Annotated in this window: 16 protein-coding genes and 1 tRNA gene; 7 read left to right on the forward strand and 10 right to left on the reverse strand. The window is 65.4% G+C overall.

The window, feature by feature from the left end:
- Positions 1–16: 16 nt before the first annotated feature.
- Positions 17–1,219 (reverse strand): aminotransferase, encoded by a 1,203-nt coding sequence (locus I6N89_RS03835; RefSeq protein WP_207016899.1) that lies wholly within the window; start codon positions 1,217–1,219, stop codon positions 17–19.
- A gap of 67 nt (positions 1,220–1,286) precedes the next feature.
- Complete coding sequence (locus I6N89_RS03840; RefSeq protein WP_207016900.1) at positions 1,287–1,706, reverse strand: winged helix-turn-helix transcriptional regulator; 420 nt, start codon at positions 1,704–1,706, stop codon at positions 1,287–1,289.
- A gap of 101 nt (positions 1,707–1,807) precedes the next feature.
- Between I6N89_RS03840 and I6N89_RS03845 the strand changes: the two genes are divergently transcribed.
- On the forward strand, positions 1,808–2,677 hold the full coding sequence (locus tag I6N89_RS03845) for an NAD(P)H-binding protein (protein ID WP_207016901.1): 870 nt from the start codon (positions 1,808–1,810) through the stop codon (positions 2,675–2,677).
- 100 nt (positions 2,678–2,777) lie between these two features.
- Here the strand turns inward: I6N89_RS03845 and gpt are convergent, their stop codons facing one another.
- Both gpt and fabI read right to left on the reverse strand, forming a co-directional pair.
- On the reverse strand, positions 2,778–3,278 hold the full coding sequence (gene gpt / locus I6N89_RS03850; protein WP_207016902.1) for a xanthine phosphoribosyltransferase: 501 nt from the start codon (positions 3,276–3,278) through the stop codon (positions 2,778–2,780).
- 10 nt (positions 3,279–3,288) lie between these two features.
- Positions 3,289–4,095 carry an enoyl-ACP reductase FabI gene (fabI, locus tag I6N89_RS03855; RefSeq protein ID WP_207016903.1) on the reverse strand — a complete coding sequence of 269 codons (807 nt, stop codon included), beginning with the start codon at positions 4,093–4,095 and terminating at the stop codon, positions 3,289–3,291.
- A 103-nt stretch (positions 4,096–4,198) separates the two neighbouring features.
- On the opposite strand from fabI, the gene pdxH reads away from it, so the two are divergent.
- From pdxH to I6N89_RS03880, 5 genes are all read left to right on the forward strand, one after another.
- Complete coding sequence (pdxH, locus tag I6N89_RS03860; RefSeq protein ID WP_207016904.1) at positions 4,199–4,804, forward strand: pyridoxamine 5'-phosphate oxidase; 606 nt, start codon at positions 4,199–4,201, stop codon at positions 4,802–4,804.
- Positions 4,805–4,910: 106 nt separating this feature from the next.
- Complete coding sequence (locus I6N89_RS03865) at positions 4,911–5,453, forward strand: cold-shock protein (RefSeq protein ID WP_207016905.1); 543 nt, start codon at positions 4,911–4,913, stop codon at positions 5,451–5,453.
- The gene (locus I6N89_RS03870; protein ID WP_207016906.1) at positions 5,426–5,893 is read left to right on the forward strand and encodes a DUF192 domain-containing protein; all 468 of its coding nucleotides are present in this window, start codon (positions 5,426–5,428) and stop codon (positions 5,891–5,893) included. The genes I6N89_RS03865 and I6N89_RS03870 overlap by 28 nt, the downstream gene beginning before the upstream one ends.
- Positions 5,894–5,938: 45 nt before the next feature.
- Positions 5,939–6,015, forward strand: a tRNA-Pro gene (locus I6N89_RS03875).
- A gap of 681 nt (positions 6,016–6,696) precedes the next feature.
- On the forward strand, positions 6,697–10,344 hold the full coding sequence (locus I6N89_RS03880) for a vitamin B12-dependent ribonucleotide reductase (RefSeq protein ID WP_207016907.1): 3,648 nt from the start codon (positions 6,697–6,699) through the stop codon (positions 10,342–10,344).
- A 189-nt stretch (positions 10,345–10,533) separates the two neighbouring features.
- Here the strand turns inward: I6N89_RS03880 and I6N89_RS03885 are convergent, their stop codons facing one another.
- A complete protein-coding gene (locus I6N89_RS03885) occupies positions 10,534–12,045 on the reverse strand; it encodes a class I adenylate-forming enzyme family protein (protein ID WP_207016908.1) in 1,512 nt (503 codons plus the stop codon).
- A 65-nt stretch (positions 12,046–12,110) separates the two neighbouring features.
- Between I6N89_RS03885 and I6N89_RS03890 the strand changes: the two genes are divergently transcribed.
- Positions 12,111–12,731, forward strand: coding sequence for a helix-turn-helix domain-containing protein (locus I6N89_RS03890; protein ID WP_207016909.1), 621 nt, complete (start codon positions 12,111–12,113; stop codon positions 12,729–12,731).
- A gap of 11 nt (positions 12,732–12,742) precedes the next feature.
- Here the strand turns inward: I6N89_RS03890 and I6N89_RS03895 are convergent, their stop codons facing one another.
- The 5 genes from I6N89_RS03895 to I6N89_RS03915 all read right to left on the reverse strand — a co-directional run bounded on the left by I6N89_RS03895 (position 12,743) and on the right by I6N89_RS03915 (position 16,137).
- Positions 12,743–12,976, reverse strand: coding sequence for a hypothetical protein (locus I6N89_RS03895; RefSeq protein ID WP_207016910.1), 234 nt, complete (start codon positions 12,974–12,976; stop codon positions 12,743–12,745).
- Positions 12,977–13,044: 68 nt separating this feature from the next.
- A complete protein-coding gene (locus I6N89_RS03900) occupies positions 13,045–14,334 on the reverse strand; it encodes a branched-chain amino acid ABC transporter permease (protein ID WP_207016911.1) in 1,290 nt (429 codons plus the stop codon).
- Positions 14,331–15,341: a branched-chain amino acid ABC transporter permease gene (locus I6N89_RS03905; protein ID WP_207016912.1), complete on the reverse strand. Its 1,011-nt coding sequence runs from the start codon at positions 15,339–15,341 to the stop codon at positions 14,331–14,333. Before I6N89_RS03905 ends, I6N89_RS03900 begins: the two co-directional genes overlap by 4 nt.
- A complete protein-coding gene (locus I6N89_RS03910; protein ID WP_207016913.1) occupies positions 15,341–15,775 on the reverse strand; it encodes a hypothetical protein in 435 nt (144 codons plus the stop codon). Before I6N89_RS03910 ends, I6N89_RS03905 begins: the two co-directional genes overlap by 1 nt.
- Positions 15,775–16,137 (reverse strand): hypothetical protein, encoded by a 363-nt coding sequence (locus I6N89_RS03915; protein ID WP_207016914.1) that lies wholly within the window; start codon positions 16,135–16,137, stop codon positions 15,775–15,777. Before I6N89_RS03915 ends, I6N89_RS03910 begins: the two co-directional genes overlap by 1 nt.
- Positions 16,138–16,140 lie beyond the last annotated feature (3 nt).

The following is a 16,140-nucleotide window of genomic DNA, read 5'->3' on the forward strand; positions in this document are numbered from 1 at the left end:
TCTCTGGCGCCCGTGTCTACGCCGGGGCGTCCGGCCCCGCAAGGGGCCAGTCCAGCGCGGCGAGCCGGTCGAAAAGCTCGGCGATGCCGGCACGGTCGATATTGGCGAAGGCGAGGCGGAAATGCCGCGCGCCGGCGGGGTCGGTTGCGGGCACGAACATGGTGCCGGGCAGGGCGAGCACACCGGCATCGCGCACCATGCGCGGCCCCAGAACGTCCGAGGGCTCGGCAAAGGGATGTTCGAGATAGGCGAAATAGGCGCCGAGCCCCTTCAGCCGCCAGCCCTTGGCTTCGAGCTTCGGCATCTGCTCGGCGATGGCGCGGCCGCGGTCGAGGATCTCGTCACGCTCCTGCGCCACCCATTGCGAGAGATTCTCCAGCCCCCAGAGCGCCGCGATCTGCCCGAGCTGCGGCGCGCAGATCGCCACCGTATCCTGAAATTTCTCGATCTCGCTCAAAAGCGCCGGATCGGCGAGCAGCGCGCCGACCCGGTGGCCGGTGAGACGATAGGCCTTGGAAAAGCTGTAGAGTTGGATCAGCGTCGTCTCGTGCCCCTCGCGGCTCAGCAGATCGTGCGGCGGGCCGGAGCGGCTGTCGAAATCCTTGTAGGTCTCGTCGACGATCAGTCGCAGCCCATGCTCGCGCGCCAGATCGTAAAGCGCGCCGAGGGTCTCGGCGGGATATTCCACGCCGCCGGGATTGTTGGGCGATACCAATACGATGGCGCGGGTGCGTGGGGTGATCAGCGCGCGGGCGGTCTCGGCCTCGGGCAGCAGCGCGTCATCGGTGGGCAGCGGCACGGTGACCACGCCCTGCATGTCGAGCCACATCTTGTGATTGAAATACCAGGGCGTCGGCAGCAGCACCTCGTCGCCCTCACCGCAGAGCGCCGCCAGCGTCGCGGCAAAGGCCTGGTTGCAGCCGGCGGTGATGGCCACCCGCCCGGGCGAGACCTCGGCGCCGTAATGCGCGCTCCAGTTCTTTGCCAGCGCGGCCCGCAGCGCCGGCAGGCCCAGCACCGGGCCGTAGAGATGGGTTTCCGGGCGCTCGATGGCCTCGGCCATGGCGCGGCGCAGCGCCGGCGGCGGCGGATCCACCGGCGCGGCCTGGCTGACATTGAGCAGCGGGCGCCCGGGCGGGAAGGTGACGCCCTCGATCCAGCGTTTCGCCTCCGGAACGGGCGGGGTGAAGGTGGCTTCGGTGCGGCTCTGATGAGGCATGTGCTGGGGCTCCCGCGACAGGTCGCGGCACGCTAGCAGCATGATCCGGCGGCGAAAAGGGGCGGGCTCACTCCGCCGCGTCAAAGGCGGTGCGGGCGGCGCGGATGCGGTCGTGATTGCGGTCGGCCCAGTCGGTCAGCACCGCGATCGGGTCGAGCGCCGATTGCCCCAGCTCGGTCAGCGCGTATTCCACCGAGGGTGGCTTGGTCGGGTAGACGGCGCGCGAAATCAGCCCGTCGCGTTCGAGCTGCCGCAGGCTCTGGGTCAGCATGCGTTTCGAGATATCGCCCACCTGCCGTTGCAGCGCCGAGAAGCGGCGCGGTCCGGGGGTGAGCGCGATCAGGATGAGCAGCGTCCATTTCTGCCCGACGCGGTCGAGCACGTCGCGGATCGGGCAGGCGGCGGGATTGTCCGGTGCTCCGTGCAGCGCCGCCATTTGTACGAGCGTGTCGAAGGCGGGGCGGTTACCTGACTGTGCCCTGGTCATGAAAAAGTGCCTCCTTTACGGGTTCAGCTCGGCGGTCTACATCTGAGACCATATCGCGGAAATAGACCAGACAGCGACAAAAGAAAAGGAAGGAGATCCCAATGTCCGGATCGTTGAAATATCTCGTCACCGGTGCCTCGGGTCAGCTCGGCGCACTCGCCATCGACGCGCTGCTCGACCGCGTGCCCGCCTCCGAGATCGGCGCGCTGGTGCGCCGCGCCGAGGCCGCGGCCCCGCTGGAGGCCAAGGGAGTGACCGTGCGCATTGCGTCCTATGACGATCCGGCGGCGCTAGAGGCGGCCTTTGCCGGCGTCGAGCGGTTGCTGCTGATCTCCTCCAGCGAGGTCGGCCAGCGCGCCACGCAGCATGCCAATGTCATCGCGGCAGCGAAGGCGGCTGGGGTGGGCTTTGTCGCCTACACCTCGATCCTCAGGGCCGACAGCTCGCCGCTGACCGTGCTGCCGGGCGAGCATGTGGCGACCGAGCAGGCGCTGGCGGCGTCGGGCCTGCATTACGCGCTGCTGCGCAACGGCTGGTACACCGAGAACTACACGATGGGCGTGCCCACGGCGCTGGAGCATGGCGGCATGATGGGGGCTGCCGGCGAGGGCCGGATTTCCAGCGCCGCGCGCGCCGATTACGCCGCCGCCGCTGCTGCCGTGCTGACGGGCGAGCTGCCGGCCTCGGGCACGATCTACGAACTGGCGGGCGACACGTCCTACACGCTGGCGGAATTCGCGGCGGCGCTGTCGGAGCTGTCCGGCAAGGAGATCGGCTATACCGACATGACGCCCGAGGCCTTCGATGCGGCCTTGCAGGGCGCGGGGCTGCCGGCGCCGGTGGCGGGCATGCTGGCCGACAGCGAGAAGGGCGCGGCGCAGGGCGGGCTCTATAGCGACGACACCACGCTGTCGCAGCTCATCGGGCGCCCGACGACGCCCTGGCGCGAGACGCTGAAAGCGGCGCTCTGACGCAAACCGCCCCGCGCCATATGTCGGCGCGGGGCGGGCAACTTCCTTCGAAGGAAGTTGCAGGAGTTTTCGAAAACTCTTGCGGTCTCAGAGGGTCGGGTCAGGTGCCGCGATAGGGCTCGACATATTGCAGCGCCATGTCCCAGGGGAAGAAGATCCAGGTGTCCTGGCTCACCTCGGTGATATAGCTGTCGACCATCGGCTTGCCCTTGGGCTTGGCATAGACCGTCGCCACATGCGCCTTGGGCAGGTGGCTGCGCACCACCTCCAGCGTGCGGCCCGTGTCCACCAGATCGTCGACGATCAGCACGCCGGTGCCGTCGCCCATCACCTCCATATCGGGGAATTTGATGACCCGCGGTTCGCTCTGCGTCTGGTGATTGTAGCTCTTGACCGAGATCGTATCGACCATGCGGATGTCGAGCTCGCGCGCCACGATCATCGCCGGCGCCATGCCGCCCCGGGTGATCGCCACCACCGCGCGCCATTCGCCGCCCTCGTCGGGACCGTGCCCCTGAAGCCGCCAGGCCAGCGCCCGCGCATCGCGGTGCAGCTGGTCCCAGCTGACGTGAAAACCCTTCTCGTGCGGCAGCCGGTCCATGCGCGCCCCCTCAGCCCTTGGTGATGTCGGGCGCGTCGACGGCCTTCATGCCGACAACGTGATAGCCCGCATCCACATGGTGGGTCTCGCCGGTCACGCCCGCGCCCAGATCCGACAGCAGATAGAGCGCCGATCCGCCGACATCGTCGATGGTCACGTTGCGGCGCAGCGGCGAGTTGTATTCGTTCCACTTCATGATGTAGCGGAAATCGCCGATGCCGGAGGCGGCCAGCGTCTTGATCGGGCCGGCCGAGATCGCGTTGACGCGAATGCCGTCCTTGCCCAGATCCTCGGCGAGATAGCGCACCGAGGCCTCCAGCGCCGCCTTGGCCACGCCCATCACATTATAGTGTGGCATGATCCGCTCGGCACCGTAATAGGTGAGGGTCAGCGCCGCGCTGCCCGGGCTCATCATTTTCTCCGCACGCCGCATCACAGCGGTGAAGGAATAGACCGAGATATCCATGGTCGTGGTGAAGTTGCCGCGCGTCGTGTCGACATAGCGGCCGCGCAGCTCGTTCTTGTCGGAGAAGCCGATGGCGTGGACGATGAAGTCCAGCCCGTCCCATTTCTCCTTGAGCGCATTGAACAATCCGTCGATGGACTCTTCGCTGCCGACATCGCAGGGCAGCACCAGATCGGAGCCCAGCTGCGCCGCCAGCGGATCGACACGCTTCTTCAGGGCGTCCCCCTGATAGGAAAAGGCAAGCTCGGCGCCTGCACCGTGCAACGCTTTTGCGATGCCCCAGGCGATCGACTTGTCGTTGGCGAGTCCCATGATCAGGCCGCGCTTGCCCGCCATCAGAGTGTTTGACATACCCTTCCTCCACCCGGCATTGGTGTTTCCGAAACCCTTTAGGCCAAGCCCGTGGGGGCTTCAAGGGTTAGCGCCTGTCATCGTGCAGCAAGGAGACACGAACATGTCCGACCGGACGGGGATTTTTGCGGGCGAGGATCCTTTCGCCCTGGCGCGTGCCTGGCTTGCCGAGGCGGAACAGGCGGAGTTGAACGACCCCAACGCCATCGCGCTCTCCACGGTCGATGCCGAGGGCATGCCGAATGTGCGCATGGTTCTGCTGAAGGAGATCGAGGACGGCGCCTTTGTCTTCTACACCAATTACGGCTCGGCCAAGGCGCAGGAGATCGAGGGCGCGGGCAAGGCCGCCTTTGTGATGCACTGGAAATCGTTGCGCCGGCAGATCCGGGTGCGCGGCACCGTCACCCGCGAAGACGGGCCGCAGGCCGACGCTTATTACCACTCACGCTCGCTCAAATCGCGCATCGGCGCCTGGGCCTCGCAACAGTCTCAGCCGCTGTCCTCGCGTGCCTCGCTGATGGCCGATGTCGCCAAGGTTACCGCGACGCACGGACCGTCTCCCAAGCGGCCGCCGTTCTGGGGAGGGTATCGCATCACCCCAGAGGAGATCGAATTCTGGGCAGATGGCGCCTTCAGGTTGCACGATCGTTTTCGCTGGCGGCGGCGGAACCCCGCCGATCCTTGGTCTATCACACGGTTAAACCCATGAATTTCACGTTACGTGAACTGCAAACAGTCACAAAATACAGGTCACGGAGGCTTGCATTTCCTCCTCGCCTTATCGCAAGAGGGTCTGGGGATACGCTAGACGATCAATGGAAACGCAGTTGACACAGCAAGACGAAGAGACGCGTCGCGTTCTCGGGAAGGTGAAGTGGTTCGATCCTGTCAAGGGGTTCGGATTCGTGATCGCTGACGAGGGCGGACCGGACATCCTGTTACACGCGAACGTTCTGCGCAATTTCGGCCAGAGTTCCGTGGCCGACGGTGCGCGGATCGAGGTGACCGTGCAGCGCACGGATCGGGGCATTCAGGCGACCGAGGTGCATCGCATCGATCCGCCCGAGCTTCCGGCCGGCGCACCGCTTGCGGATTTCGAGGGCATCGACCCCGAAGTGATGCGGGCAGCGCCGTTGGAGCCCGCGCGGGTGAAATGGTTCGACAAGGCCAAGGGCTTTGGCTTTGCCAATGTATTCGGCCGGCCGGACGATGTGTTCATTCACATCGAGGTGCTGCGCCGCTCAGGTCTTGCCGATCTGCAACCGGGCGAGGCGCTTGCGATCCGCGTGATCAATGGCAAGCGCGGTCTGATGGCCACCGAGGTAAACGCATGGGAAGCCGCGCTGACGCTGTCCTGATCCTGAGCGCCGCGCTTCTCGCCGGGCCCGCCGCCGCGCAATGCCGCGACGATGCGGTCTGGCTGCGCGGCGACTGGGGCAACGCGCGCTTTCGTGTGGAGGTTGCGGACGATGCCGAAGAGCGCGCCCGCGGCCTGATGTTTGTCGAGGAGATGCCCGCTTCCGCGGGCATGCTCTTTGTCTACCCGTCTGAGCGGGCGACAGCGTTCTGGATGAAGAACACGCTGATTCCGCTGGACATGATCTTTGCCGACGCGCAGGGCCGGGTGGTGCAGGTGCATTCCCGCGCCGTGCCGCATGATACCACGCCGATACCCAGCGGCGGGCCGGTGCGATACGTGCTTGAGATCAATGGCGGTATGGCCGAGCGGCTGGGAATTGCCGCGGGCAGCGAGATGCAGCATCCGGCGATTGCGGATCCCGTCTGGCCCTGCGAGTGAATTGCCTCTTTTCAAACCGGGGGCCAGCTTATATGCGAAGTCCGTCGGGGCGTGGCGCAGCCTGGTAGCGCGTCTGTTTTGGGTACAGAAGGTCGTGAGTTCGAATCTCGCCGCCCCGACCATTCCGGTATCTCGTACATGCCTTGTCGCGCTGCACCGCGTCTCCCGCCTGTGTCCGGGCCGATGCGATCCCCGCTACGGGCATGCGCGCGTGTGCCGGTGCGGCGCGACCTCAACACCCAGCCCGAAGCCAGGCATATGAGGGACGCGAGTCCCGCCTTCATGACAGTCCAATATCTTATGCCTGTATCTTGTGTCCCCCGCGTGTTCGCGGCGGGGCTGACAGCCCGCTATTTTGCCCGAATTTTCAGCACCGTTCCCAGAGAGCAGATTTTGTGTCTGCGCGCGGGGGAAATGCCAGGGCGGCGTTCAGCCTTTTTATGAACAGCTGTGGATAACTCTCCCTCAAACGGGCGCTTTTGCCTTTGATGTCTACCGAGATGGCGCCTCCGGCCCAATGTGGATGAATCGCGGATAAGTCATAGCCCTTGTGTCCGCCCGATGCGTCAACACAAAATATATGGGGATTTCCGAAAAAAGCCGTTGACCCTTTGGCGGATTTTGCGCCAGTTTGTGCGGGCCGGAGGGGAAACCACAACATATTGTGGCACCCGGCAGGGACACGTAAGAATTCATATCGAAATATCGGATGACGGCAGCGGGCATATCGCGTGGCTGCTCGCGACGATGATGTCCCTGCGCGCCGACACGGAATTTGGGCACCAGCTGAAGCAGAGGCAGCGATGAAGATCGAAAGAAAATACACCGAGGCAGGTCAGGACGCATATGCGAATATCGAATTCGTCACCACGAGTTCGGAGATCCGCAATCCCGACGGCACCACGGTGTTCAAGCTCGACACGCTCGAAGTGCCGGCGAAGTGGAGCCAGGTCGCCTCTGACGTCATCGCGCAGAAATACTTCCGCAAGGCCGGCGTACCGACCGCGCTGAAGAAGGTCGCCGAAAAGGGCGTGCCGGAATTCCTCTGGCGCTCGGTTCCCGCCGACAAGGACACGCCCCGCACCGGCGAAACCTCTGCTAAGCAGGTCTTTGACCGTCTGGCCGGTGCCTGGGCCTATTGGGGCTGGAAGGGCGGCTACTTCTCGACCGAGGCCGATGCCCAGGCCTATTACGACGAGATGCGCCACATGCTGGCCAGCCAGACTGCTGCGCCCAACAGCCCGCAATGGTTCAACACCGGCCTGCACTGGGCCTATGGCATCGACGGCCCGGGCCAGGGCCACTATTACGTCGATTACAAGACCGGCAAGCTGACCCGCTCGAAATCCGCCTATGAGCATCCGCAGCCGCATGCCTGCTTTATCCAGTCCGTTGCCGACGATCTGGTCAGCGATGGCGGTATCATGGATCTCTGGGTGCGTGAGGCGCGGCTGTTCAAATACGGCTCTGGCACCGGCACCAACTTCTCTTCGCTGCGCGCCGAGGGCGAGCGCCTGTCCGGCGGCGGCAAATCCTCCGGCCTGATGGGCTTTCTCAAGATCGGCGACCGCGCCGCCGGCGCCATCAAGTCCGGCGGCACCACCCGCCGCGCCGCCAAGATGGTGATCGTCGATGCCGACCACCCGGATATCGAGGATTTCATCAACTGGAAGGTCAAGGAAGAGCAGAAGGTCGCCAGCATCGTCGCCGGCTCCAAGATGCACGAAAAGATGCTCAACGGCATCTTCGAAGCGATCCGCAACTGGGACGGTTTGGAGAGCGACGCCTATGAGGCCAATGCCAACGCGGGCCTGAAAAAGGCGATCCGCGAGGCGAAAAAGGTCGCGATCCCTGAAACTTACATCAAGCGCGTGCTGGATTACGCGAAGCAGGGCTATGCCAGCATCGAGTTCCCGACCTATGACACCGATTGGGACAGCGAGGCCTATGCCTCGGTCTCGGGCCAGAACTCCAACAACTCGATCCGCGTCACCGATGCCTTCCTTGAGGCCGTCCGCGAAGGCAAGCCCTGGGAGCTGATCCGCCGCACCGACGGCTCGGTCGCCAAGACCGTCGACGCCAAGGAGCTCTGGGAACAGATCGGCCACGCCGCCTGGGCCTGCGCCGATCCGGGCATCCAGTTCCACGACACCGTCAACGCCTGGCACACCTGCCCGGCGGATGGCGAGATCCGCGGCTCCAACCCGTGCTCGGAATACATGTTCCTGGACGACACCGCCTGCAACCTGGCCTCGATGAACCTGCTGACCTTCCTGCATGACGGCAAGTTCGACGCGGACAGCTATGTGCACGCCACCCGTCTGTGGACGCTGACGCTGGAAATCTCGGTGCTGATGGCGCAGTTCCCCTCCAAGGAGATCGCGCAGCTTTCTTATGATTTCCGCACCCTTGGCCTCGGCTACGCCAATATCGGCGGGCTGCTGATGAACATGGGGTACAGCTATGACAGCGACGAGGGCCGGGCGCTCTGCGGCGCGCTGACCGCGATCCTGACCGGCGTGTCCTACGCCACCTCCGCCGAGATCGCCGGCGAGCTCGGCGCCTTCCCGGGCCACGAGCGCAATGCCGAGCATATGCTGCGCGTCATCCGCAACCACCGCAGCGCAGCCTATGGCAAGACCGAGGGCTATGAGGGCCTCGCGGTCAAGCCGGTGGCGCTCGACCATGCCAACTGCCCCGACCGCACGCTGGTCGAGCTGGCGAAATCGAGCTGGGACGAGGCGCTGCGCCTCGGCGAACGGCACGGCTACCGCAATGCGCAGGTTTCGGTCATCGCGCCCACCGGGACCATCGGTCTGGTGATGGATTGCGACACCACCGGCATCGAGCCCGATTTCGCCCTGGTGAAATTCAAGAAGCTCGCCGGCGGTGGCTATTTCAAGATCATCAACCGCTCCGTGCCCGGCGCGCTGGTCAAGCTGGGCTACAGCTCCAGCCAGATCGAAGAGATCATCAGCTATGCTGTGGGTCACGGCAGCCTCGGCAACGCGCCGGGCATCAACCACACCGCGCTGATCGGCCATGGCTTCGGCCCGGCGCAGATCGAGAAGGTCGAGCGCGCGCTCGCCACCGCCTTCGACATCCGATTTGTCTTCAACCAGTGGACGCTGGGCGAGGAGTTCTGCCGCGAAACCCTTGGTATCCCTGCGGAAAAGCTCAACGATCCGAGCTTTGACCTGCTCCGCCACCTGGGCTTTACCCGCGCCGAGATCGAGGCCGCCAACGACCATGTCTGCGGCACCATGACCCTCGAAGGCGCACCGCATCTCAAGGACGAGCACCTGTCGATCTTCGACTGTGCCAACCCCTGCGGCAAGAAGGGCAAGCGCTTCCTCTCGGTGGAAAGCCACATCCACATGATGGCCGCCGCGCAGAGCTTTATCTCGGGCGCGATCTCCAAGACCATCAACATGCCCAATGCCGCGACGGTCGAGGATTGCCAGAAGGCCTATGAGCTGAGCTGGTCGCTGGGGGTGAAGGCCAACGCGCTTTACCGCGACGGCTCCAAGCTCAGCCAGCCGCTGGCCGCCGCGCTGGTCGAGGACGATGACGACGCGATGGAGGTGCTGGAAAGCGGCTCGTTGCAGGAAAAGGCTCAGGTCATCGCCGAGAAGATCGTCGAGAAGGTGGTGGTCAAGGAAGTGATCCGCGCCGGCCGCACCAAGATGCCCGAGCGCCGCAAGGGCTATACCCAGAAGGCCATCGTCGGCGGTCACAAGGTCTATCTGCGCACCGGCGAATACGAGGACGGCAATCTCGGCGAGATCTTCATCGACATGCACAAGGAAGGCGCCGGCTTCCGCGCGATGATGAACAACTTCGCCATCGCGGTCTCGGTCGGCCTGCAATACGGTGTGCCGCTGGAGGAGTTCGTCGATGCCTTCACCTTCACCAAGTTCGAGCCGGCGGGGATGGTGCAGGGCAATGACAGCATCAAAAACGCCACCTCGATCCTCGATTACATCTTCCGCGAACTGGCGGTGAGCTATCTCGACCGCACCGATCTGGCGCATGTGGCCCCGCAGGGCGCCACCTTCGACGATCTCGGCCGCGGCGAGGAAGAGGGCGTGTCGAACGTGCAGGAGCTGTCGGAAACCGCCGCGTCGCGCTCGCTGGAGGTGCTCAAGCAGATCTCCTCCACCGGCTATCTCCGCAAGCGTCTGCCGCAGGAGCTGGTGGTGCTGCAAGGCGGCCAGACCGGCGGCGCGCTGAGCGGGCTGATGCCCGAGACTGCCGGTGTGGCCACCGCCGAGACCACCGTCGCGACGCTGAGCACGTCGAGCTCCTCGCTGGCCATGGATGCCCGCGCCAAGGCGCGCATGCAGGGCTATGAGGGCGAGGCCTGCGGCGAATGCGGCAACTACACGCTGGTGCGCAACGGCACCTGCATGAAGTGCAACACCTGCGGCTCGACGAGCGGGTGTAGCTGAGGAAATACAGTGGGGCGCGTGGTGTCGCGCCCCGCTATGAACACGGGATGGGTGCGCTCATCCCGCGCAGACAAGGCCGCAGGCAGAGACAACGGGCGGTATCATAAGTGAGCCTTGTCGGCGAAACTAAGGGCCTCCAGTGCGGAGGCCCTTTTTTCTTGCGCAAAGCTATTTCGGGTTTTCCCGAAATTACGAAAGGACGTGATCTTTCAGCGCCTTGCGGATGAGCTTTCCGTTCGGATTGCGCGGCAGCGCATCGACGCGGACAAAGGCGCGGGGCTGCTTGTAGCGCGCCAGACGCTCGACGGCGCGGGTCTTGAGCAGGTCTTCGTCCAGCTCTGTCTCGGCCACGTAGAAGGCGGCGATGACAGAGACGCCTTCCTTCACCGCCACATCGGTCACGCCAATCTCCGTCACGCCGGGCAGATCGGCCAGCGCGGCCTCGACCTCCAGCGGCGAGACGCGGTAGCCGCCGGCATTCATCATGTCGTCGTCGCGGCCCAGATAGGCGATCTGCGCGTCCTCATCCATGATCCCCTGATCGCCGGTCAGGAACCACTCGCCGGCAAAGCGCGCCGCCGTCTCTTCGGGCGCGCCGACATAGCCCAGCATCAGCCCCGGATCGGTACGGTGCACGGCGATCATGCCCGGCATGCCGCGCGGCACCGGCTTGTGATCCTCGCCCAGCAGGGCAATGCGCCGCCCGGTCTGAGGCCGCCCCAGCGCGCCCGGCGCCGCCGGATGCGCGGGCGAGGCGGAGATGAAGGTGGAGCATTCCGACATGCCATAGGCCTCGTAAATCGCGGTGCCGGTGACCTCGGTCCAGGCCTCGCGGATCGGGGCAGAGAGCTTTTCGCCCGCTGCCAGCCCGTGGCGCAGCTTGGGCATCGGCGGTAACGGATATTTCAGGATCTGCCGGTAAACCCCGGGGGCGGCGGCGAACACCGTCGCATCGTTGCGCTTGAGCAGCAGCGCGAGCTGCGCCGGATCGGTGCCCGCCGCCGGGATCAGCGCCGTGGCGCCCATGGTCCAGGGATCCATGAGCCCGGTGCCCAGCGTATAGGTCCAGTTGAAGGCGCCCGCATGCAGCAGCCGGTCGGAGGGCGTGAGCCCGTACCAGCCGTCCATCATCATCTGCCGCGCCCAGATCGCGCGATGCGCGTGGCCCACGGCGCGCGGCACGCCGGATGTGCCCGAGGTATAGATGATATAGGCCAGCCGCTCCGGATCGCCCATGGCGTAATCGGCGGGCGGCAATCTGTGCCAGCCCTCATAGGTCGCGCGGTCGAAAACCGGCAGCGCGGTCTCGGGGCAGGCGATGCCGTCGCCGCGCAGGATCGCCGCCGGGCGCAGATGCTCGATCATCGGTGCCACCTCGCGCGCGGTGAGCTGAGAGGAGGTCGGCACCGGCACGATCCCGGCGGCGATGGCACCGAGATAGGCGATGGGGAAATCCACCGTGTTGCCCAGCCGCATGAGCAGGATGTCCCCCGGAGTCAGCCCCGCCTGCAAGAGCCCGCTCGCGGTGCCGCACACCGCCGCTGTCAGCCGCGCGTAAGACCAGCGTTCGGCGCCCGTCGGTTTGACGATGGCGAGCGCGATCTTGTCGGGCGTGGCCGCGCCCGCTGCCAGCACATGGGCCGCGAGGTTGAAGGGCGCGGGGCAGGGCGCAAAGGCGCCATCGTCGAATTCCGAAAGCATGCTCCGGGCTTAGGGCCGCACCGGCGCCATTGCAAGGGCCGGGCACCGGCCCTATAGCATTGCCCATGTCGCGCGACCCGAAAACCCTGATCCGCCTGGCGCGGGAAAACGGCGAAGAGGCCTTTGCCGAACCGCTCGATCTCGGCGCGCGGGTGCGCGAGCTGCGCAAGGAACGCGACTGGACGCTGGAAGAGGCTGCGCGCCATGCGGGGCTCGCCCGCTCGACGCTCTCGAAGATCGAGAACGGCCAGATGTCGCCCACCTATGACGCGCTGAAAAAGCTCGCCGTGGGGCTGGGGATCGGCGTGCCGCAGCTCTTCACCCCGCCGAAGCGCGAACAGATCTCGGGCCGGATGATCCACACCCGCGAGGGCGCCGGGCTGCACCAGGCCACGGTAACCTATGAGCATGAGCTGCTCGCCGAGAGCCTCACCAAGAAGAAGATGCTGCCTTATCGCGCCCGCGTGCGCGCCCGCAGCATGGAAGAGTTCGACGGCTGGGTGCGCCATGACGGCGAGGAATTCCTCTACGTCCTGACCGGCATCGTGCGGCTCTATACCGAGTTCTACGAACCCATCGAGATGAAGCGCGGCGATAGCGCCTATTACGACGCCACCATGGGTCATAACGTCGTCTCGGTGAGCCCCGAGGATGCGACGATCCTCTGGGTCACCTCGCTGGGCTAACCCGGGTCGGGCTAACCGGCAGCCATGCGGCCGAGCTGGTAGGACGGGATATCGGCGAACAGCAGCATCTCCACCTCGTCGCGCGCCTCGCACAGCGTCAACTCGTGGCGTTCCGCCACCTGGCGCGCCAGCAACTCGATCCGCGCCGGCGGGCGCCGCAGCGCCGCCGCCGACAGATGCGGAAACCGTTTCAACAGGCGATCCGAGGCCGCCTCCCAGTTGCGGGTGATTTTCGACCAATCCATCCGTTCCGTCCCTGACTCTTCGCCCCGATCACCCGCATCATGCGGCGTCAGACTTTAAGAAACGGTTATCAGCGTTCCGGCAGCAGCCCGCGCGGCGCAAAGCGCAGCACCAGCAGCAGGATCACCCCCATGGTCAGCAGCCGCATATGCTGCACGCTGTCCAGAAGATGCGCCTTGAGCCAGGAGCCCTCCGCCATGCCCGACGTTACCGCATTCATCAGCCATTGCCCGATGGGCTCCACCTGCACCCAGAGGAACCAGATCAGGAACCCGCCCAGCACCGCGCCGAGATTGTTGCCCGAGCCGCCGACGATCACCATCACCCAGATCAGGAAGGTGTAGCGCAGCGGCTGGTAGCTCGACGGTGTGAGCTGGCCGTCCAGAGTCGTCATCATCGCCCCCGCCATGCCGCAAAGCACCGAGCCGAGGATGAAGATCTGCAAATGCCGCGCGGTCACGTCCTTGCCCATGGCCTCGGCGGCCTCCTCATTGTCTCGGATCGCCCGCATCATCCGTCCCCAGGGCGAGTTCAGCGCGAGTTGCGCCAGCACCAGCACGAGCACCAGCACGGCGGTGAACATCAGCGAATAGCCCAGCTTGACGTAAAGCGTCGAGGCGGTGGTCGGGTCGAGCCCGAGCCCGGCGGCGCGGTCGACAAAGCCCGGATCGTTCTGGAGGTCGATCTCATAGGGCAGGGGCCGGGGCAGGCCGATGACGTTCTTGACGCCGCGCGCCATCCAGTCCTCGTTCTTCATCACCGCGATGATGATCTCGGCAATGCCCAGCGTGGCAATGGCGAGGTAATCCGAGCGCAGCCCCAGTGCGGTCTTGCCGATCACCCAGGCGACACCGGCGGCAAGCAGCCCGCCCACCGGCCAGGCCAGCACCACCGGGAGGCCGAGCCCGCCGAGAAAGCCGGTGGCGGCGGGATTCACCGCCTCCACCGCCTCGACGCCCGGGTCGAGCACCGCGCGGTAGAGGAAGAAGCCGCCGATGCTCAGCACCGCCACGGCCCAGCCGCGCCGCCCGCGCGGCAGGCGCTTCCAGGCCAGCACACAGGCCGCGATGGAGACAAAGCCCAGGACCAGCGCGCCGAGGATGCGGGTGCCGCCCGCCGCCCAGGCTTCGGGCACCGGCGCGACCGAGGTCAGCACCACCGCCAGCCCGCCAAGCGCGACAAAGCCCATGACGCCCACGTTGAAGAGCCCCGCGAGCCCCCATTGCAGGTTGACCCCCAGCGCCATGATCGCGCTCACCAGCCCCATATTGAGGATGATCAGCGCCGAGTTCCAGCTTTGCAGAAAACCGGTGCCGAGGATCAGCACCGCCACAAGTGCAAACAGCCCGAGCGTCCTCATACGGATTTCCCCCTGAACAGTCCGGTCGGCCGGAACAGCAGCACGATGATCAGGATCACGAAGCTGACGGCGAATTTGTAATCGGTGGAAAGAAGCTGCACGAGCCCCGACGGCTCGAGGCTCTCGGGCATCACATAGCCCAGCACCTTCTTCCAGGCATAGGTGATGCCGACCTCGGAAAAGGCGATGATAAAGCCGCCGGCAATGGCGCCCAGCGGCGAGCCCAGACCGCCGACGATGGCGGAGGCGAAGATCGGCAGCAGAAGCTGGAAATAGGTGAAGGGCTTGAAGCTCTTGTCGAGCCCGTAAAGCGTGCCGGCCACCACCGCCAATGCGGCGACGATGATCCAGGTCACCATCACCACACGTTCGGGGTTGATGCCCGAAAGCAGCGCCAGATCCTCGTTGTCGGAATAGGCGCGCATGCTCTTGCCGGTGCGGGTGTGGTTGAGGAACCAGAAGAGCAGCGCCACCACGATCACCGCTGTGATCACCGTGAGGCCCTGCGTCGATTTTAGCGCCAGCCCCTCGTCGAGCCCGGTCATCTCTTTGAACTCGCGCGCGGTGATCAGGAACCGCTCGCCATCGGCGAAATTCTGGTCGTCGGGCCCGATGATGAAACGGGTGACACCGTTATAGACAAACATCACCCCCATGGAGACGATGACGAGGATCACCGGCTTGGCCTTCTGCTCGCGATAGAAGCGATAGACCAGCCGATCGGTGAGCAGCACCAGCACCGCCGCCCCGGCGATGCCCGCCGGGATCGCCAGCAGCGCGGTGGGCAGCGGCCCGAGGCTGACGCCCAATGCCTGCAAGCCCCAGGTGGCGAGGATGGTGACCATGGTGCCGATCGCCATGGTGTCGCCATGGGCGAAATTGGAAAACCGCAGGATGCCATAGATCAGCGTTACCCCCAGCGCGCCAAGCGCCAGTTGGCTGCCATAGGCGATGGCAGGGATCAGCACGAAGTTGGACAGCGCAACGAGCGCGTTGAGAATCTCCATCAGAACATCACCTGCTGGCATGTGTAGTCGGCGCGCACCCAGTCGCTGCGATGCAGCCCCGGAACCTCTCGGCCGGGTCGATAGACATGGGCAGTCCAGTGGCCCTGTTCGTCACTGCTAAGCATCTGTGCCCGCCCGATCTCCGCCGAAGGCGCCGGCAGGCCACCAAGGCTCCAACGCCAATCCTGTTCGAAAAACAATCCGCCACGCGCTTCAGGCACGAGCGGACCGATGCTGAAATACGGTCCGGCCGCCATACCGTCGAGCTGTGCGACGAACACACGGGTCCGGGCCGTCACGCAGCTTCCCGCCCCATCGCATGATTGCCTCTCGCGGCACTCGTGGATGGACAGGCTGGCCGGCGGGGCCGCGAAGGCGACCCCGGCAGAGCAGAACACCAGCGCAGCCATCGTGGAAAAGAGCGCGCGCGCCATCACAGCGCCCCCTCACAGGTTCCGGAAAACCGCTTGCCCCGGTTGCCGCGATAAAGAAATGCGCCGTCTGCCTGCACCTGCATGCCGTGGCCACCGCCAAACCCCTCGACCGCCAGCTCAAGCCCGTCCGCGCCGCGCGTCACAGAGGCCGGGTACGGCCCCTGACGGTCGATCCAGAGACGCGCGCCGCCGCCCGCACGCTCGGCCTCGATGCTGAGGGTGGAGGGCGCGCACATCGCCTCCGCGTCGCCCCGGCATTGCAGCTCCGCCACGCAGGTCAGCCCCTGCGCCACGACCGGCCCGGCAAGACCGCAGGCCGTCAGCGCGGCGCAAAGCCCTTTCATCTTTCCAGAAATACTCAAACC

The sequence above is a fragment of the Salipiger abyssi genome (assembly GCF_017311415.1).
Lineage (GTDB): Bacteria > Pseudomonadota > Alphaproteobacteria > Rhodobacterales > Rhodobacteraceae > Salipiger > Salipiger abyssi_A.